We start from the raw sequence: 18658 nt of genomic DNA on the forward strand, positions 1-18658 counted from the left end.
GGGAGGTTGCCCCGATCAGTTGTCGACCGGCTGGACGCTGCGGGCCTCGTCGGCACGGCGGCGGGCGCGGTCATCCATGAACTGGTCGAACTCGGCCTTGTCCTTGGCCTCGCGCAGCCGGCGCAGGAAGTCCGAGAAGGCCTCCTGCTCTTCTTCGAGCCGCTTCAGCGTTTCGGTCTTGTAGGCGTCGAAGGCCGCGTTGCCCGAGGGGCGGTGCATTGCCCAGGCGTGGCTTTGGTTGTGGCGGTGCGAACGGTTGCAGGATTTGTTGAACATGCGCTTTCCCCAGATCATATAGGCAAGAATGGCCAGCCCGATGGGCCAGAAGACGATGAAGCCGAGCACCATGGCGGCGATCCACGCCCCCTTGCCCCGTTCGTCGAGCCACGTTTCGGCACTGCGCGGCCAGGCGGCGATGGCGGTCATTATGAGGTCTCCTTCTGTTGTGGTGTAAATGTTATTTACATTCACATAGGTGGGCATGGCAAGCCGGGGTTCAAGGGTCGGGGGTGGATTTTTTCTTGACGCTATGCCTAATCCTGAATCGGACTTTCAGGAGAATTGCATGAGCCGCGCATTCGTCTTCCCCGGACAAGGGGCGCAAACCATCGGCATGGGGCGCGATCTGGCCCTGGCCTATCCGGCCGCGAAAGCCGTCTTCGACGAGGTCGATGCGGCGCTGGGCGAGACTCTGTCCTCGCTGATCTGGGAGGGCGATATCGCCGAGCTGACGCTGACCGCCAATGCCCAGCCGGCGCTGATGGCCACCTCGCTGGCGGCGCTTCGGGCGCTCGAGGCCGAGGGCTTCGCGCTGACCGACGCGGCCTTCGTCGCCGGGCATTCGCTGGGCGAATACTCGGCGCTCGCGGCCGCGGGCTCGCTCAGCCTCGCCGATACCGCGCGGCTGCTGCGGATCCGCGGGCAGGCCATGCAATCGGCGGTGCCGGTGGGCGTGGGGGCCATGGCCGCGCTCCTGGGCCTCGATTTCGCGACTGCGTCCGAGGTCGCGGCCGAGGCGGCGCAGGGCGAGGTCTGCCAGGCCGCCAATGACAACGACCCGGCGCAGGTGGTGGTCTCGGGCCACAAGGCGGCGGTCGAGCGGGCGGTGGAACTGGCCAAGGCCCGCGGCGCCAAACGGGCGCTGATGCTGCCGGTCTCCGCCCCCTTCCATTGCGCGCTGATGCAGCCCGCGGCCGAGGCCATGGCCGAGGCGCTGGCCGCCGTCACCATCAACGCCCCTGCCGTGCCGGTGGTGGCCAACGTCCGCGCCGAGGCGGTGAGCGACCCCGAAACCATCCGCCAGCTGCTGGTCGAGCAGGTGACGGGCTCGGTCCGCTGGCGCGAGTCGGTGGCCTGGATGGTCGAGCAGGGCGTCCGCGAATTCTGGGAGATCGGGGCGGGCAAGGCCCTCTCCGGCATGATCCGCCGCATCGACCGCGAGGCCGACTGCAAGGCAGTCGGCACACCCGCCGATATCGCCGCGCTGAAGGGCTGAGGGGCTTCGCCCTCCTTCCCCGCTCCCGCGGGCGCTGCGGGCGACCGGAGGCGGGGGGGTGAGCGGCGTCTTGGAAACGCGCCGGTGGCGCGTTTCAGCCGCGAACGCCGCGCCCGTGGCGCGGCCGGGAGCCCGCACCCCGCACCCCCAGCTTCAAGGAGGGTTTTCCACCCTCCTTGAAAATCCTCCCGAGGATATTTCAAGAACGAAGATGAGGGTTAAGAGGCCTCCAGCCTCAATCTTCGTTCTGCAAATATCCTCGGGGGTCCGGGGGCAGAAGGCCCCCGGGTCTCGCAACCCGTGCCGACCTCGCCGCGGCGGGAGGCGCGCGGGGTGGGCGGGTGGGAGCGTGCCTCCCGCCGCTTTGCCCATCCGACAGGCGCCACCGGATCGGGCAGCGGCGCTCAGCGCGCGGGCAGCGCCGGGGTGATGGCGCCCCCGGGCGCCCCGCGGCTTGTTCTTTGGCCCCCGGGCGATACACTTTCCGGACCACCCCAAGCCAAGTCGAGGTCCCCATCCCCGATCCCGCCGTCACCCGCAGCCTGCGCAGCCGCCTTCACGGCTTGCTCGCCACGCTCTACCCGGACCGCGACGCGATGGCGCTGACAGGCGCGGTGATCGCCGCCTTCTGGCCCGAGGGGCGCACCCGGCGCCAGCGGCCGCGGCGGCCCTCGAACGCGCTCTGGTCCGAGCGGGACGCGCTGGTCATCACCTATGGCAATTCCATCACCGACGGCAGCCACAAGCCTCTGGATCTGCTTCTGGATTTCCTCGACCGGAGGCTGGGCGGCGCGCTGAACGGCGTGCATATCCTGCCGTTCTTTCCCTATACCTCGGACGATGGCTTCGCCGTCACCGATTACACAAGGGTCGACCCGGCCCTGGGCGACTGGCCCGATATCCGCCGCATCGGCGCGGCCTTCACGCTGATGTCCGACATGGTGCTGAACCATGTGTCGAGCCAGGGCCCCTGGTTCACCGATTACCGGCAGGGCAAGCCGCCCTATGACGGTTTCTTCAAGGAAGCCTCGCCCGAGGACGACCTCTCGGCCGTGGTCCGGCCCCGCACCACGCCCCTCTTGCGCGCGGTCGAGACCAGCCGCGGCACCCGTCATGTCTGGTGCACCTTCAGCCACGATCAGGTCGACCTCGATTTCCACAATCCGGAGGTGCTGCTGGAGATCATCCGCCTCCTGCGCCTGCATATCGACCAGGGGGTGCGGATCATCCGCCTCGATGCCGTGGCCTTTGTCTGGAAGGAGCCCGGCTCGCCCTCGATCCACCTGCCGCAGACCCATGCCATCGTCAAACTGATGCGCGTTCTGGCGGATTTCGCCACCGAAAAGGTCGTCCTGCTGACCGAGACCAATGTCCCCAAGGCCGAGAACCTCAGCTATTTCGGCCGTCGGAACGAGGCGCATATGGTCTACAACTTCCCCCTGCCGCCCCTGGTGCTGCACGCGCTTCTGTCGGGGAATGTGCGCCATCTCAGGCGCTGGCTCCGGGCCATGCCGCCGGCGCCGCTGGGCTGCGCCTATTTCAACTTCACCGCCAGCCATGACGGGATCGGCATGCGTCCGGTCGAGGGGATCCTGCCGCCCGACGAGGTGCTGCGGCTGATCACCAGCATCCAGTCGGCGGGGGGGCTGGTGTCGATGCGGGCGCTGCCGGGCGGGCAGCAGGCGGTCTATGAGCTGAACTGCGGCTATTTCGACGCCATGAGCCGCAGCTTCAACGGCGAGGAAGCGGCCAAGATCGCGCGGTTCCTCTGCTCGCAGACCATCGTCATGTCGCTGGAGGGGATCCCTGCCTTCTACATCCATTCGCTGCTGGCCACGCCCAATGACCACGAGGCGGTGACGCGGCGCGGCATGAACCGGGCGATCAACCGCCACCGCTGGCATTATCCCGAGCTGCTGTCACGGCTCGACGATCCCGCCAGCGATCAGGCGCAGGTCCTGTCCGAGATGCAGCGCCGCCTCCGCATCCGGTCCCGGCAGGCGGGCTTCCATCCGAACGCCACGCAGTTGACCCTGCAGCTGGAGGACCGGTTGCTGGGCGTCTGGCGGCAATCGCTCGACCGGCAGCAATCCATCTTCGCGCTGCACAATGTCTCGGACGAGGCGCTGGACCTGGACGGCTACGCGCTGAACCTCATCGAGGACGAGGAATGGCGCGACCTCTTGAGCGGCGAGCGGATCACGCCCGACGGCCCGATCCCCTTCGCCCCCTATCAATGCCGCTGGATCAGCAATATCGGCTAGGCGGGCTCGCTGTCCTTCATATCCGCCGCAACCGCGGCGCGGAAATCGGTCAGGAAGTCGTGTTCGGCAGCGTTCACCAGGTTCCAGTTGGGGATGAAGGGCAGTTCCTGCGGGTTCTCCAGGAAGACCTGCCCGGCCTGGATGATGTTCTCGGCGAAGAGCTGGATCGAGCGTTCCTCGGCCGGGCGGTCGAAGGCGAGGCCGTTCATCTGCGCGTCGTTGGAATAGACCTCCAGCATGTCCAGCGCCCGGCGGTAATAGGTGGCCTTCAGCGTGCGGAAGGTATTGGCGCTCATCACCACGCCATCGGCCGCGAGCTTGCGGAAGATCGCCTTGCAAATGTCCATCGACATGCGGTTGAGGCCGGTCTGCGCGTCCTCGGCCGACAGGTCCTGATGCTTGTGGTCATAGACATCGGCGATCTCGACCTGGCAGACGGCGCGGGGGCCGAGGTTGCGCCAGGCTTCGCTGAGGACCCCGATTTCGAGGCCCCAGTCGGAGGGCATGCGCAAATCGGGCAGCGTCGCGGTGCGCATGGCGAATTCACCGGACAGGGGGTAGCGGAAGGCGCGCAGGTAGTCGATGTAATCGCTGTCCCCCAGCACTTTCTTCAAGGAAATTAGCAGGGGGCTGACCAGATTGCGGGTCACCCGGCCGCCCAGCCTGTTGTTGCCGATCCGCGGGTAAAAACCCTTGGACAGGTGGTAGGGAAAGGCCGGATGCGCCACCGGATAGACCAGCCGCGACAGCATCTCGCGGTTGTAGGTGACGATATCGCAATCGTGGATCGCCATGACCGCGCTGTCCGCGCAGGCGATCAGATAGCCGATGCAGCCCCAGACGTTGCGGCCCTTGCCGGCCTCGATCGGCCAGAGGCCATGCGGCTCCAGCCGCTTCATCAGGGATTGAAGGCGGGGCCCGCCGTTCCACAGCACGACATGGTTGATCGGCAGGCGGGCAAAGAAGCGGCGGGCGGCGTGGAACTGCCCCTCGTCGGCGGCATCGAGGCCGATGATGACCCGGTGCAAGTATTTGACCTTCGATAGTTCGGCGAGGATGTTCTCCAGCGCCGGGCCTTCCAGTTCGGAATAGAGGGACGGCAGGATCAGGCTGATCTTGCGGGTCTGGGCGAAGGTTTCCAGCCGGTATTCCAGTTCCTCCAGCGGGCGGGTGCGCAGGTTGTGGAACTGGGCGATGTTGCCGTTCTGGTGGAAGTCAGCCATCCGTCTCTCCGATCCCCAGGCGGTCCAGCACCGCCGCCATGCCCTCGCGCCAGCCTTCCGGACCGGGCGCCCGGGTGCGGATGACTCCCGTCTCGTCGGGCAGGGGTGCGACGCCCGGCCCGTGGTCGTTTCGGACGATGACCGCCCAATCGGCGGCGGCCAGCATCTCGGCATCGTTGGGCGCGTCGCCCAGCGCGATGGCAGTGTCGGCGCCGAAGCGGGTGGCGAGTTCGGTCATGCGGCCCGCCTTGGTGCCGCCGAAGGACAGCGTCAGGAACCGCCCGCCACGCCGGGCGGTGATGCCGCGAGTCTTGAGCGTGTCGAGGAACGCGGGCAGCGCCGCCTCGGTTCCCTGCCAGAGGCCGGGCTCGGAATGGGCGCGGGTCTGCGCCAGCGCGGCGGCCTCGGGGGTCAGGCCGGTCAGCGCCGCGACCTCGGCCAGCGTCATGTCTCCAAAGCCGCGGAACGGGGCGGAGAGGCGCGCCAGTTCCGCCCGGATCCGCCGGTACGCGCTGTCGTCGAACGCCCCTTCGGCCAGCGCCGCGCCGTTCTCGACAATGGCGGGCCAGCGGGTCAGGCCGAGGTCGTGCTGCCAGACCGCGATCTCGGCCGCGGTTTTCGAGGAGGCGAGGATCACCGGCACGTCCCGGGCCGCCAGCCGCTCGAGCATCGGCCGCGCGGGCTGCGCGTCATAGGTCTGGTGATCCAGCAAGGTTCCGTCGAGGTCGGTAAAGACGATGAGCCGCACGCGATCTCCCTTCCCGTCAAAGCCTAGCACGCTGCGGCGCGGCGACCACCCCGAAAGTCCGCTTTCCCCTGCCCCCGCCCTGCCCTAATGTCGCGCGCATGACCGTGACCAAGACCCTCACCTTCTCCGAAGACCAGGCCGCCGCCTGGGATGCCCTGGCCGAGGTCATGGAAAAAGCGGGCGTCGATCTGGCGGGCGAATCCTCGGACGCGCCCGATCCCGACGCCGACAAGGCGCTGATGGCGGTGATCGGCAAGGCGGGCTCGGGCAAGACCATGCTGCTGGCCGAACTGACCAAGGCGCTGGAGGCGGCGGGCGTCGAAACCGTCAGCGGCGATTACGAGGGGCGGCGGCGCAAGGAACGCCGCACGCTGGCGATCCTGGCGCCGACCAACAAGGCGGCCTCGGTGCTCAGGAACCGCGGCGTGCCCGCGACCACCATTCACCGCATCCTCTATACCCCGGTCTATGACCCGGAATACGAGAAGATCGCCGAATGGCTGGAGGGCAATATCGAGCGCCCGGTGATCGAGGATCTGCCCGATACCGCCCTCGATCGGGCCAAGGCCTTCTACGAGACCGTCAAATCCATTCCCGGCGCGCTGGCCGCCGCGGGGCTTCGGGGATCCGATTTCATCAAGGGCTGGAAACGGCGCGAAGATCCGCTGGATATCGGATTTGTGGATGAAAGCTCGATGCTGGACGCCCGGCAGATGGACGATTTGCAGGAAATCTTCCAGACGCTGATCCTGTTCGGCGACCCCGCGCAGCTGGCGCCGGTCGGTCAATCGGGCGAGATGGTGTTCGACACGCTGCCCGAGAAGCAGAAGCTGGTCCTGCACCGCATTCACCGCCAGACGCAGGACAACCCGATCCTGGATCTGGCCCATGCCCTGGCCGATCCCGCGCTGGAATTCGAGCAATTCGAGCGGATGATCGAGGAAACCGCCCAGCGCGACGAGCGTGTGGTCTGGGCCGGGCGGGTGGAAAGCGACCTGATGGCGCGTTCGCCGGTGCTGGTCTGGCGCAACGCGACGCGGATCAAGCTGATCCATGCCTTCCGCGCCGCCCATGGCGCGCCGGAAACCGACCTCATGCCGGGCGAGCCGCTGATCTGCGACGGGCTGGAACTGCCCTTGAAGCACCGCAAGCGCCGCATCGACCTTGAGGCGCGGGGGCTGATCAAGGGGGCGCAATGCGTCTACCTCGGCCCCGGTAAGCGGCCCGGCTTCTCGCGGCTTCATGTCTTCGGGGCGGAGGAGCCGCAGGTCTCGGCCGCCTCGATCATCAAGATCGAGAAGGAGGGCGAGGAAGAGCCCTTCATCCCCTATGCCGCGACCATGGGCGCGGCCTTCCTGCATGGCGCGGCGGTGACGATCCACAAGGCGCAGGGCAGCCAGTGGCCCGAGGTGCAGGTCTTCGCCCCCGACCTCTTCGTCGCGGCCCGGATGGGGCGGACGGAGGCGGGTGTCCCCTTGTGGAAACGGCTGGCCTATGTGGCGATCACCCGGGCCGAGCACCGGCTCTATTGGGTGGTCAGGAACCGGCTGGCGCGGCCCTCCGGCCCCCTCAGGATCGACGATCTGGGCGGCACGCCTGCCCCCTTCGCGCTGGAAGCTCAGGGCGAGTAAGTCGCGGAACACACACGCTGGATGCGTCATTTTGTAGCAAAAAGCGTCGCTTACGGGCTTTCATGTCGGTAACAGACTTGTTACGCAGGGCGATCCGGTGGGAGACGCCCCCGGAAAATAGCGAAACCGATAACCAAAAAGGAGGGAAGGCTTGTCCGATTCCACCGACGGCGACGCCATACCCGCCCCCGAGGGGCCTGCAAATCTGATCGAGACCGATTACGAAATCGGTCAGAACAACGTCCAGCTTCTGGGTCTGGACATCCATAACCCGGTCTTTGCCGTGTCCGGCCTGTCGGTGGTGGCGTTCGTCATCATCACCATGGCCTTCCAGAACACCATCGGCCCGGTCTTCACCGGCATGAGGGATTTCCTCACCTCGACCTTCGACTGGTTCTTCCTGCTGGCCGGCAACATCTTCGTGCTGGTCTGCCTCGGCCTGATCATCTCGCCCCTGGGCAAGGTGCGGATCGGCGGGCGGGATGCCACGCCCGATTACGGCTATGCCGGCTGGTTCGCCATGCTTTTTGCGGCCGGTATGGGTATCGGCCTCATGTTCTATGGCGTGAGCGAGCCGATCTCGCATTATTCCACCTCGTTCGGCGGGGTCACGCTGGAGAACGGCGTGCGCACCGACTGGGCGCCGCTGGGCGGGGCCGAGGGCGATGCCGCCGCCTCGCATGCGTTGGGGATGGCGGCGACGATCTTCCACTGGGGCCTGCACCCCTGGGCGATCTATGCCATCGTCGCGCTGTCGCTGGCGCTTTTTGCCTATAACAAGGGCCTACCGCTGACCGTGCGCTCGATCTTCTACCCGATCTTCGGCGAAAGGATCTGGGGCTGGCCCGGGCATGTCATCGACATCCTCGCGGTCTTTGCCACGCTCTTCGGCCTTGCCACCTCGCTGGGGGTGGGCGCGCAGCAGGCGAATGCCGGGCTGAACTACCTCTTCGGCGTGCCGATCGGCACCACCTCGCAGATCGTGCTGATCGCGCTGATCACCGGCGCCGCGCTCTTCTCGGTGCTGCGCGGGCTCGATGGCGGGGTGAAACTGCTGTCCGAGGTCAACCTGGTGCTTGCCGCGGTGCTGGTGCTGTTCATCCTCTTTGCCGGGCCGACGCTGACCCTGTTCGGCGATCTGGTCGACAATGTCGGCGCCTATGCCAGTGAGTTAATCCCGCTGTCGAACCCCTTCGGCCGTGAGGATGCGAACTTCTCGCAGGGCTGGACGGCCTTCTACTGGGCCTGGTGGATCAGCTGGTCACCGTTCGTCGGCATGTTCATCGCCCGCGTCAGCCGCGGCCGCACGGTGCGCGAGTTCATCACCTGCGTGCTGCTGATCCCGACCGCCGTCTCCATCGTCTGGATGACGGTGCTGGGCGGCGCGGCGCTGGACCAGCTGATCGTCGAAGGCTTCACCGGAGCCCAGGACGCGGCGCTGGAGCTGAAGCTCTTCGAGATGCTGACGCAGATGCCTCTGACCTTCATCGCCTCGCTCCTGTCCATCGTGCTGGTGATCGTGTTCTTCGTCACCTCGTCGGACTCGGGCTCGCTGGTGATCGACACGATCACCGCCGGCGGCAAGGTCGATGCGCCGGTGGCGCAGCGGGTCTTCTGGGCGACGTTCGAGGGGCTGGTCGCGGCCGCGCTGCTGATCGGCGGCGGGCTGGGGGCGCTTCAGGCGATGGCGGTGTCGACCGGCTTCCCCTTCGCCATCGTGCTGCTCTTGGCCTGTTACGCCCTGATCAAGGGCCTGATGGACGAGCCACGCTGAAACTGGCCACGCTGAAACAGAATCGGGCGGCAGGGGAACCTGCCGCCCGTTTCGTCACGGGGAAAGTCTCAGACCGCCAGCGACCGCGACAGATGGTCGAAGGTCGCGCGGTTCGGGCAGAAAGCCAGCGCCGCCGGATCGACCGGCGCCTCGGGCTCGGCCCGGGCCATGAAGCGGTGGCAGGTGGCCAGATCGGTGCAATGGTTGCAGCCGTGCAAGAGCTCATGCCAGACGCGGCGGTCGGCCAGCAGATCATCCACCTCAAGCCCGTAGATCCGCGCCATGGCCGCGACCCGCACCGGCACATCGTCCGGCAGCGCCGCCAGCGACAGCGCCTCGGTCCGGCTGACGCCCAGATCGGCGAGTTCGGTGTCGGTCATCGCTTCGATCTCATGCATGTCGCGACTGAGCCGGAACATGCGCAGGAACCGTTCCATCATCAGGAGCCTCCCTTGCGGCTGCGGATCTTCGCCCCTTTCCTAGCCGCCCCTGCCCCGCCGCGCCTTGATCTGGCTCAAGGCGGCCGTTAGGCAGGGACATGATCCGAGCTTTTCTCGCCCTGCCGCTGCCCGAGCCGATCCTCGACCGGCTGACCATCGCGCAGCATCGCCTGCCCCTGCCCCGCCCGCTGGAGCCCGAGACCTTCCATGTCACGCTGGTCTTCCTGGACCGGCAGCCCGAGCCGGTGCTGGAGGATTTCCACAACGCGCTGGAGGCGATGGTCCGGTACGCGCCCTTGCTCAGGCTGGACGGGCTGGGCAGTTTCGGCGGCAATGACCCCGACGCGGTCTTTGCCCGGATCGCTGGCGACGCGCGGCTGAATGCGCTGCAGATGAAGGCGGCCCGCGCCGCGCGCGAGGTGGGCATCGAGGTGCCGGGGCGAAAATACATCCCCCATGTGACGCTGGGCCGCTTCCGCAAGGGCGAGGCGCAGCCCGAAGCGCTGGCCCGCGCCATGCAGGCGGTCGAGCCCCTGACCTCGGACCTGTGGCTGGCCGAGGAAATGGTGCTCTACCGCTCCACCCTGCGCCCCGAAGGGCCGGTCTACGACCCGCTCGCTCGCTACAAGCTCGGCTGACCTTGCGCCGCCCGCGCCCTCTGCCTAACCTGCCCCCGAAATCAGGAGGCCCCCATGCATTGCGTCTTCGTCCAGTTCCGCTGTACCCCCGGCAAGACCTACGAGGTCGCCCGCGCCATCTATGACCGCGAGATCGTGTCCGAATTGTTCTCGACCTCGGGCGATTGGGACCTGATCGCCAAGGTCTATATCCCCGCTGACGAGGATGTCGGCCATTACCTGAGCGAGAACCTGTTCGGCGTGCCCGACATCGTGCGCACGCTCACCACCATGACCTTCAAGGCGTTCTGAGCGATGCCGGTCATCGTCATCACCGGGGCCAGCGCCGGGATCGGGCGCGCCACGGCAGAGCGCTTTCTGGCCGAGGGCTGGCAGGTCGCACTGCTGGCCCGCAGCACGGACAAGCTGGCCGAGGTCGCGGGCGACAATCCCAATGCACTGGCCCTTGAATGCGACGTGACGGACGAGGCGGCGGTCGATGCGGCCTTTGCCGCGACGGTCGAGCGTTTCGGGCGCCTCGACGTGCTGTTCAACAACGCCGGCAAGGCGATCCTCGGCACGCTGATCGACGATTTGTCGGTCGCAGATTGGCGCGGGATGGTCGATGTGAACCTCACCGGCATGTTCCTCTGCGCTCGGGCCGCCTTCCGCCAGATGCGGCGGCAGGCGCCGATGGGCGGGCGGATCATCAACAACGGCTCGGTCAGCGCCCATGCGCCGCGTCCGGGCTCGGTGGCCTATACCGCGACCAAGCACGCGGTGACCGGCCTGACCAAGACGCTGGCGCTGGACGGGCGGCCCTTCGACATCGCTGCCGGGCAGATCGACATCGGCAATGTGCGCACCGCGCTGGCCGACAAGATCGCCAAGGGCGTCACCCAGGCCGACGGGCGGCTGATGGCCGAGCCGATGATGGAACTGCCCGAGGTGGCCTCGGCGGTGCTGCACATGGCCAGCCTGCCCAAGGGGGCGAACATCCCCTTCCTGTCGATCATGGCCACCAACATGCCCTGGCTGGGTCGCGGCTGAGAAGACCCGCTGAACGGTGGGAAAGGCATCACGCGCGGGAACCGGAGACGGTGCCGCGCGTTTCCCTTTCCCCAACAAGCAATGAGACAACCATGAAACCGCTGATCCTCGTTCTGACCCTTGCCGCTGTCACCGCCGTTGCCGGCTGCGAAACCGTCGAAGGCGCGGGCCGCGACGTCCAGGCTGCCGGCCAGGCCGTCTCCAGCACCGCCCGTCAGGTCCAGTCGGATATCTGACGCTATTGCTGGCGGATCAGCCGGAACAGGGCCGAGGCGCCCCAACCGGCGATGATGGCGATGGCCAGCGCGAGAAAGCCATAGAGCAAGGGTTGCTCGTAGGCCAGCTCGTGCAGCCAGCGCTCCAGCCCGTCCTTGCGCACGAAGATCGCCGTGCGGAACTGGTTCACCACCTCGCCATCCTGCACCAGATACATGCGCGTCGTGTAGGCGCCCTCGGTCAGGTTGGCGGGGAGCCGGACATTGGCCCGGAACAGGATGTCGCGGTCCAGATGCACGAACCGGTCGAGCGCCATGTAATGCGCCGAGCGTTCGCGGATCCTGAGCAGCGCCTCGGCGAAGAGCAGCGCCTGCGGCGAGCCGTCACCCACCTGTTCCGCCCGGATCGCCTGCCGGGCCGAGATGCGGTAGGCCGCATCCGCCTCGGGCGAGAGGATCTGGTTCAGCGGGCCCGAGGTCGCCACGGCATAGAAGGACGGGACCGAGGCCATGGTCACCGAATCCACGTTCATCCAGATCCCGGCGCGGCGGTCCTTGCGCCAGACGGCGATCGGCTGGCGCGGCCCCTCGATGACGATGATGACGTCGTAATCCACCCCGCCTGCGGCCTCGGCCTCGGCTTCGGCCAACAGGTCCTCGGCCGTGCGGCGGATGGCGCCGAAGATCAGGATTTCGGAACCCGAGAAGCTGGCGGTCAGCGAGACACGGTTCTGACTCAGCGCGCCGACAATCTCGCCCGCCCGCGCGGGCAGCGCGACGAGGAGCAGCAGAACCAGCCAGAGCGCCCGCATCAGAAGCCCCCCAGAACGCGGACGGAATACAGCTCGTCCGGGCGGATCAGCAGGTCGGTCGCCACCTTCAGGCAGACCAGGATCACCAGCAGCGCCAGCAGGATCCGCAATTGCTCGGCCTTGAGCCGCGTGCCGATCTGGGTGCCGAATTGCGCGCCGATCACCCCGCCCAGGATCAGGAAGGTCGCCAGCATGATATCGACCGAATGCCCGGTCACGGCATGCATGATCGTGGTGTAGGCGGTGGTGAAGATGATCTGGAAGAGCGAGGTGCCGACCACGACCTTGGTCGGCATCCCCAGCAGATAGATCATCGCGGGCACCATGATGAACCCGCCGCCCACGCCCATCACCGCCGACAGGACGCCCACCGCGGCCCCGACCAGCAGGGGCGGGATCACGCTGATATAAAGGCCCGAGACGCGGAACTTCATCTTGAAGGGCAGCGCATGTACCCAGGTGTGCTGGTGCAGCTTGCGCCGGGGCGAGCCGGATTTCTTGGTCCGATACCAGGCGCGCAGGCTCTCCTGCAGCATGAGGCCGCCGACGATGCCCAGGAAGACCACATAGGACAGCTGCACCGCCAGGTCGATCTGGCCCAAGGCGCTGAGCCAGCGGAAGACGATGATCCCCAGGGACGAGCCTATGAGGCCGCCGATCAGCAGCACGGTCCCCATCTTCAGGTCCACCGTCTTGCGCCGCAGATGTGCCAGCACGCCCGAGATGGACGAGGCCACGACCTGATTGGCGCCCGTGGCCACGGCCACGGCGGGGGGGATGCCGATGAAGAACAGCAGGGGCGTGATCAGAAAGCCGCCGCCCACCCCGAACATGCCCGACAGCATGCCGACCCCGGCGCCAACGCCCAGGAGGGTGAAGAGGTTCGTCGAGACCTCGGCAATGGGAAGATAGACCAACATGAGTCTGAATAGGACAAGAACCCCGCCGGTTACAGGGGCTTTGCCATGAAATTTACCGGTTGGGGGATACCAAATTATTATCGCGGGCAGGCCGGTCCCATCGGGGCACCGGCCTGCTGCGCGTCAGCGTTCCTTGACGTAGGGCTCGCCACCGGCGCGGGGCGGGATCGCCTTGCCGACAAAGCCCGCCAGGATGACCACGGTCAGGATATAGGGCAGCGCGGTCATGAACTGGTTGGGCAGGGTGATGATGCCCAGATCCAGGTTCGGCCAGCGGTTGGCGATGGCCTCGAGCATGCCGAACAGCAGCACCGCCCCCAGCGCATGCCAGGGCCGCCATTTGGCGAAGATCAGCGCCGCCAGCGCGATATAGCCGCGACCGGCCGACATGTCCTTGACGAAGCCCGCCGCCAGCGCCGTCGAGAGATACGCGCCGCCGATGCCGCAGAGCACCCCGGCGATGACGATGGCCGCATAGCGCAGCCGCACGACCGAGATGCCCGCCGTATCGACCGCGGCCGGGTTCTCGCCCACCGCGCGCAGCCTCAGACCAAAGCGCGTGCGATAGAGCACCCACCAGGTCAGCGGCACGCAGAACAGGCCGAAATAGACCAGGATCGAATGCTGGTTCAGGATCTGGCCATAGATCTGCCCGACCACCGGCACGTCATGCAGCGCATTGGCGAAAGGCAGCGACAGCCGGTCGAAGCGCGCGTCGCCAACCAGGGGCGGCGTGCGGCCGCCCTGCTGGAACCAGCTCTGCGCCACGACCACGGTCATCCCCGCCGCCAGGAAGTTGATCGCCACGCCCGAGATGAGCTGGTTGCCCCGGAAGGTGATCGAGGCCACGCCATGGATCAGCGAGAAGAGGACCGAGGCCCCGATCCCCGCTGCCAGCCCCAGCCAGGCCGAGCCCGTGACATAGGCGATGGAGGCCGAGAAAAAGGCCGCGACCAGCAGTTTCCCCTCAAGCCCGATGTCGAAGATCCCGGCCCGCTCGGAAAACAGCCCGGCGAGGCAGGCGAACAGCAGGGGCGTGGCCAGCCGCAACGTCGATTCGAAGATCTGGACGAAGGTTGCGATATCCATGTCAGGCCCTCCGCCGCAGCGCGAGGAACAGCAGTTCGAGCGGTCGGCGCACCATATTGTCCAGCGCCCCGGTGAACATGATCACCAGCGCCTGAATGATGACGATCATGTCGCGCGGGATCGAGGTCTCGATCGCCAGTTCCGAGCCGCCCTGGAACAGGAAGCCGAACAGCAGCGCCGGGGCGATGATCCCTATCGGATGCGAACGGCCCATGAGGGCCACAGCGATGCCGATGAAGCCCGCGCCCTCGACCGCGTTCATGACCAGCCGTTGCGGCCCGCCCATGACCGAATTCACTGCCATCGTGCCCGCCAGCGCGCCCGAAATCAGCATGGCGACCATGATGATCTTGAAGCTGCTGATGCCGGCGTAATGCGCCGCGGCCTCGGACTGGCCGAAGGCGCGGATCTCGAACCCGAGGCGCGTGCGCCAGAGCAGGACATAGGCCAGCACGCAGAAGGCAAGCGCGATGAACAGCATGATGTTCGCCGGGCCCGAGCGGGAAAAGTCGATCCCCACCAGCCCCAGGATGTCATGCAGCCGCGGCAGCCTGAGCACGTTGTCGAACCGCGCCGTCGCCGGGTCCATCGAGGTCGTCGGCCGCAGCACATGGCTGAGCAGGTAGTTCATCAGCGAGGCGGCGATGAAGTTGAACATGATCGTCGTGATGACGATATGGCTGCCCGCCTTGGCCTGCAGCCAGGCCGGGATCGCCGCCCACATCGCCCCGAAGAGCGCCGAGGCCAGGATCGCCGCGATCATCGCCAGCCACCAATTGGGCCAGGGGATGAAGAGGCAGACCAGCGCCACGCCCAGCCCGCCGATCATCGCCTGCCCCTCGCCCCCGATGTTGAAGAGCTTGGCCTGGAAGGCGATCGACACGGCCAGGCCGGTCAGCAGGAAGTTGGTCGTGTAGTACAGCGTGTAGCCCCAGCCATAGGTGGAGCCCAGCGACCCGGTCACCATCAGCTCCATGGCGCGGATTGGATCCTCGCCAATGGCCAGGATCACCAGCGCCGACAGCGCGAAGGCGATGACAAGCGAAATCAGCGGGACCAGCAGGACGTCGGCCCATTTCGGCATGGCTTTCATGCGGCCTCTCCCGTCACGCCGGCCATCAGAAGGCCCAGTTCCTGCGCATTGGTCTGTTCGGGATCGCGCTCGCCCATGATGCGGCCGTCGAACATGACGACGATCCGGTCCGAGAGCGACAGGATCTCATCCAGTTCGACCGAGACCAGCAGGATCGCCTTGCCCTGATCGCGCAGCTCGATGAGCCGCTTGTGGATGAATTCGATGGCGCCGATGTCGACGCCCCTTGTCGGCTGGCCGACCAGCAGCAGGTCGGGGTTCCGCTCGATCTCGCGCGCCAGGACGATCTTTTGCTGGTTCCCGCCCGAGAAACTCTCGGCCGTCAGCATCGGATTGGGCGGGCGGACGTCGAAGCGCTCGATCTTGCCCTTGGCGTCCTCCAGGATCGCGTGGTTGTCCATCAGCAGCGCGTTCTTCTGGTATTCCGGGGCGTTGTGATAGCCGAAGGCCACGTTTTCCCAGGCCATGAAATCGAGGATCAGGCCGCAACGGTGCCGGTCCTCGTGCACATGGGCGATGCTGTCCTCGCGCCGGGTCCGGGCGTTGTCGCGCTTGAGCGTCAGGTCCATCGGCTCGCCCAGCATGGTCATGGTGCCGGTCCCGGCCATCATGCCCGCCAGAACCTCCAGCAGCTCCGACTGGCCGTTGCCCGCGACCCCGGCGATGCCCAGGATCTCGCCCCGGCGGATGTCGAGGTCGATGCCGCGCAGCTTCTCGACCCCGTGGCGGTCGGTGACGGTCAGCCCGCGGGCCGACATCACCACCTCGCCGGGCTGGGCCGGGCTCTTCTGCACGTCGAGCAGCACCTTGCGGCCGACCATCAGCTCGGCCAGTTCGGCCGGGCTGGTCTCGGCCGTGGTGACGGTCGCCACCATCTCGCCCCGGCGCATGACCGAGACCTCGTCCGTCACTTCCATGATCTCGCGCAGCTTGTGGGTGATCAGGACGATGGTCTTTCCCTGCTCACGCAACCCCTTGAGGATGCGGAACAAATGGTCAGCCTCGGCCGGAGTCAGCACGCCGGTCGGTTCGTCCAGGATCAGGATATTGGCCTCGCGGTAGAGGGCCTTGAGGATCTCCACCCGCTGCTGGTGCCCGACCGAGAGATCCTCGATCAGCGCATCGGGGTCGACATGCATCTCGTAATCATGGGCCAGCTGCGTCAGCAATTTGCGCGCCTTGGCCTTCGAGGGCTTGAGCAGCGCCCCCCCTTCGGAGCCGAGAATGACATTCTCCAGCACCGTGAAATTCTCGACCAGCTTGAAATGCTGGAACACCATGCCGATGCCGGCACGGATCGCGGCCAGGGAATCGGCGATCTGCGTCGGCTTGCCGTCGATCAGGATCTCGCCCGAATCGGCCTTGTAGAACCCATAGAGGATCGACATCAGCGTCGACTTGCCCGCGCCATTCTCGCCGATGATGCCGTGGATGGTGCCCTTGCGCACCCGGATGTTGATGTCCTTGTTCGCCTGGACCGGGCCGAAGGCCTTGGAAATCCCGCGAAGCTCGATGGCGGGGGCGGCGTCAGCCGCCCCCCCGGTCACGTCAGCGACCATCGACCTCGGGCCTCACTCGACCGAATAGGGGCAGGTGTTGTCCGAGCGGTAATCGTGCACCGCCAGCTCGCCCGACGCGATCGAGGCCTCGGCCGCGGCCAGCGCATCGCGCATCTCCTGGGTGATCAGCGCGTCGTTGTTCTCATCCAGAGCCCAGCCCACGCCACCCGATTGCAGGTTCATCACGTGAACGCCGGTTTCCATCTCCGGGCCCGCGGTGAAGGCATCGAACACGGCATTGTCGACGCGCTTCATCATCGAGGTCAGGACCTGACCCGGGTGCAGGTAGTTCTGGTTGGAATCGACGCCGATCGACAGGATGCCGTCATCGACGGCGCGCTGCAACACGCCCACGCCGGTGCCGCCCGCCGCCGCGAAGACCACGTCCGAGCCCTGGCTGATCTGCGCCGCGGTGATCTCGCTGCCGCGCACCGGGTCGTTCCAGGCGGCGGGGGTGGTGCCGGTGTAGTTGACGATGACGTTGATGTCGGCATTGGCCGCATGCGCACCCTGGGCATAGCCGCAGGCAAAGGCGCGGATCAGCGGCACGTCCATGCCGCCGACGAAGCTGACGGTGTTGCTCTCGGTGGCCAATCCGGCGGCCATGCCGACCAGATACGAGCCTTCCTGTTCGGCGAAGAGCACCGAGCGGACGTTCGGCAGGTCGACCACGCCGTCGATGATGACGAAGGTGGTGTCCGGGTAATCGGCAGCGACGACTTCAAGCGGCGTCGCCATCGAGAAGCCGGTCATGACGACCGGGTTGTAGCCCGCCTCGGCGAAGCGGCGGATCGCCTGCTCGCGCTGGGTCTCGGACTGCAGCTCGATGTCGCGGAACTCCATGCCGGTCTCTTCGGCCCAGCGCATCGCCCCGGTATAGGCCATCTCGTTGAAGGATTTGTCGAACTTGCCGCCAAGGTCATAGATCAGCGCGGGCTCGGCCCAGGCAGCGCCAGCCGTCAGCGCAGCCACGGCGGTCGCGCCGAGAAGGGTACGGGTGAGTTTCATGGTTTTTTTCTCCCAGTTGGGTCGTCAATGGCCGCAGGCTGTCGGCCCGTCGCGGCTGAGCCGAAGTTTCGGATCATGGGCAATCTAGGTCCACGCGCGTATGGCCCGTCAAGCGAATTTTACCAAACGGACAAGGAAGGGAATCGTCTGGCCATCAGCAGGTTAATTCTCAGGCGAGCGACTTGCAAAGGATCAATGCGGCGATCCTTTCGCCCCCTGGCGCGACGTAATAGCCGGGCCGCCGCCCCTGCTGGGTCCAGCCACAGGCAACATAAAGCGCCCGTGCCGCAGCGTTATCCTCGGCCACCTCGAGGAAGGCGCTGAGCGCCCCCCGCTCCCGGGCCGCGCGGTCAAACTCCGCCAAAGAGGCCCGCGCCAGACCCTGCCGCCGCGCCCCCGGATCGGTGGCCAGCGTCAGAAGCTCTGCCTCACCCGCCACCACCCGGCCAAGCGCAAAGGCCCGCCCGCGCGGATCGGCCACGAGGAACACGGCGGGACTGGCCAGCAGCCCGGCAAAGGAGGCCGCACTCCAGGGCGGAGGCGCGGTGAAGGCGGCGGCATGCAGGAGGGCGAGGTCTTCGGGGCTCATGCGCCTGACTAGCCCGCCCCGCGAGGCCCGGCAACGGGGGAGGTGTTTCGCCCTCCTCCCCCGCTGTCGCGGGCTCGTCGGGCGACCAGCGGCGCGGCGTGCCGCCGCGCCGAAGAAGGGGGGCCGTCTGC

At 66.8% G+C, this 18658-nt stretch carries 19 protein-coding genes; 8 read left to right on the forward strand and 11 right to left on the reverse strand.

The window, feature by feature from the left end; all coding sequences use genetic code 11:
- Positions 1–15 precede the first annotated feature (15 nt).
- Positions 16–426: a DUF2852 domain-containing protein gene (locus VDQ18_RS06275; RefSeq protein WP_107754836.1), complete on the reverse strand. Its 411-nt coding sequence runs from the start codon at positions 424–426 to the stop codon at positions 16–18.
- A 139-nt stretch (positions 427–565) separates the two neighbouring features.
- On the opposite strand from VDQ18_RS06275, the gene fabD reads away from it, so the two are divergent.
- Together fabD and VDQ18_RS06285 are read left to right on the forward strand one after the other, a co-directional pair.
- Positions 566–1495 (forward strand): ACP S-malonyltransferase, encoded by a 930-nt coding sequence (fabD, locus tag VDQ18_RS06280; protein ID WP_323020135.1) that lies wholly within the window; start codon positions 566–568, stop codon positions 1493–1495.
- A gap of 596 nt (positions 1496–2091) precedes the next feature.
- A complete protein-coding gene (locus tag VDQ18_RS06285) occupies positions 2092–3759 on the forward strand; it encodes a sugar phosphorylase (protein ID WP_323020150.1) in 1668 nt (555 codons plus the stop codon).
- On the opposite strand, the gene VDQ18_RS06290 is transcribed toward VDQ18_RS06285, so the two are convergent.
- Positions 3756–4982 (reverse strand): glycosyl transferase, encoded by a 1227-nt coding sequence (locus VDQ18_RS06290; protein WP_323020136.1) that lies wholly within the window; start codon positions 4980–4982, stop codon positions 3756–3758. The two genes, VDQ18_RS06285 and VDQ18_RS06290, sit on opposite strands and share 4 nt — an antisense overlap.
- Positions 4975–5730 carry an HAD-IIB family hydrolase gene (locus tag VDQ18_RS06295; protein ID WP_323020137.1) on the reverse strand — a complete coding sequence of 252 codons (756 nt, stop codon included), beginning with the start codon at positions 5728–5730 and terminating at the stop codon, positions 4975–4977. The genes VDQ18_RS06290 and VDQ18_RS06295 overlap by 8 nt, the downstream gene beginning before the upstream one ends.
- 98 nt (positions 5731–5828) lie before the next feature.
- Between VDQ18_RS06295 and VDQ18_RS06300 the strand changes: the two genes are divergently transcribed.
- Positions 5829–7361: an ATP-dependent DNA helicase gene (locus tag VDQ18_RS06300; RefSeq protein WP_323020138.1), complete on the forward strand. Its 1533-nt coding sequence runs from the start codon at positions 5829–5831 to the stop codon at positions 7359–7361.
- Between the two features lie 151 nt (positions 7362–7512).
- Complete coding sequence (locus VDQ18_RS06305) at positions 7513–9135, forward strand: BCCT family transporter (protein WP_323020139.1); 1623 nt, start codon at positions 7513–7515, stop codon at positions 9133–9135.
- A 68-nt stretch (positions 9136–9203) separates the two neighbouring features.
- On the opposite strand, the gene VDQ18_RS06310 is transcribed toward VDQ18_RS06305, so the two are convergent.
- The gene (locus VDQ18_RS06310; RefSeq protein ID WP_323020140.1) at positions 9204–9575 is read right to left on the reverse strand and encodes a DUF6455 family protein; all 372 of its coding nucleotides are present in this window, start codon (positions 9573–9575) and stop codon (positions 9204–9206) included.
- A gap of 98 nt (positions 9576–9673) precedes the next feature.
- Between VDQ18_RS06310 and thpR the strand changes: the two genes are divergently transcribed.
- The 4 genes from thpR (at position 9674) to VDQ18_RS06330 (ending at position 11478) form a co-directional block, all read left to right on the forward strand.
- Complete coding sequence (thpR, locus tag VDQ18_RS06315; protein WP_323020141.1) at positions 9674–10213, forward strand: RNA 2',3'-cyclic phosphodiesterase; 540 nt, start codon at positions 9674–9676, stop codon at positions 10211–10213.
- Between the two features lie 54 nt (positions 10214–10267).
- Positions 10268–10504, forward strand: coding sequence for an Lrp/AsnC ligand binding domain-containing protein (locus tag VDQ18_RS06320; RefSeq protein ID WP_107754859.1), 237 nt, complete (start codon positions 10268–10270; stop codon positions 10502–10504).
- Positions 10505–10507: 3 nt separating this feature from the next.
- Positions 10508–11242 carry an SDR family oxidoreductase gene (locus VDQ18_RS06325; protein ID WP_323020142.1) on the forward strand — a complete coding sequence of 245 codons (735 nt, stop codon included), beginning with the start codon at positions 10508–10510 and terminating at the stop codon, positions 11240–11242.
- 92 nt (positions 11243–11334) lie between these two features.
- Positions 11335–11478, forward strand: a complete 144-nt coding sequence (locus VDQ18_RS06330) for an entericidin A/B family lipoprotein (protein WP_107754861.1) — start codon at positions 11335–11337, stop codon at positions 11476–11478.
- Positions 11479–11480: 2 nt separating this feature from the next.
- Here the strand turns inward: VDQ18_RS06330 and VDQ18_RS06335 are convergent, their stop codons facing one another.
- The 7 genes from VDQ18_RS06335 to VDQ18_RS06365 all read right to left on the reverse strand — a co-directional run bounded on the left by VDQ18_RS06335 (position 11481) and on the right by VDQ18_RS06365 (position 18527).
- On the reverse strand, positions 11481–12269 hold the full coding sequence (locus tag VDQ18_RS06335) for a TIGR02186 family protein (RefSeq protein ID WP_323020143.1): 789 nt from the start codon (positions 12267–12269) through the stop codon (positions 11481–11483).
- Complete coding sequence (locus VDQ18_RS06340) at positions 12269–13189, reverse strand: sulfite exporter TauE/SafE family protein (protein WP_323020144.1); 921 nt, start codon at positions 13187–13189, stop codon at positions 12269–12271. Before VDQ18_RS06340 ends, VDQ18_RS06335 begins: the two co-directional genes overlap by 1 nt.
- Positions 13190–13312: 123 nt before the next feature.
- Entirely contained in the window at positions 13313–14278 is a 966-nt protein-coding gene (locus tag VDQ18_RS06345; protein ID WP_323020145.1) for an ABC transporter permease, read from the reverse strand.
- A gap of 1 nt (position 14279) precedes the next feature.
- The gene (locus VDQ18_RS06350; protein WP_323020146.1) at positions 14280–15371 is read right to left on the reverse strand and encodes an ABC transporter permease; all 1092 of its coding nucleotides are present in this window, start codon (positions 15369–15371) and stop codon (positions 14280–14282) included.
- Complete coding sequence (locus tag VDQ18_RS06355) at positions 15368–16930, reverse strand: ABC transporter ATP-binding protein (RefSeq protein ID WP_323020147.1); 1563 nt, start codon at positions 16928–16930, stop codon at positions 15368–15370. The genes VDQ18_RS06350 and VDQ18_RS06355 overlap by 4 nt, the downstream gene beginning before the upstream one ends.
- A 12-nt stretch (positions 16931–16942) precedes the next feature.
- The gene (locus tag VDQ18_RS06360; protein WP_323020148.1) at positions 16943–17938 is read right to left on the reverse strand and encodes a BMP family ABC transporter substrate-binding protein; all 996 of its coding nucleotides are present in this window, start codon (positions 17936–17938) and stop codon (positions 16943–16945) included.
- A gap of 169 nt (positions 17939–18107) precedes the next feature.
- Complete coding sequence (locus tag VDQ18_RS06365) at positions 18108–18527, reverse strand: GNAT family N-acetyltransferase (RefSeq protein WP_323020149.1); 420 nt, start codon at positions 18525–18527, stop codon at positions 18108–18110.
- Between the last annotated feature and the right edge of the window lie 131 nt (positions 18528–18658).

It is taken from the genome of Pararhodobacter sp. (assembly GCF_034676075.1).
In the GTDB taxonomy this organism is placed as follows: domain Bacteria; phylum Pseudomonadota; class Alphaproteobacteria; order Rhodobacterales; family Rhodobacteraceae; genus Pararhodobacter.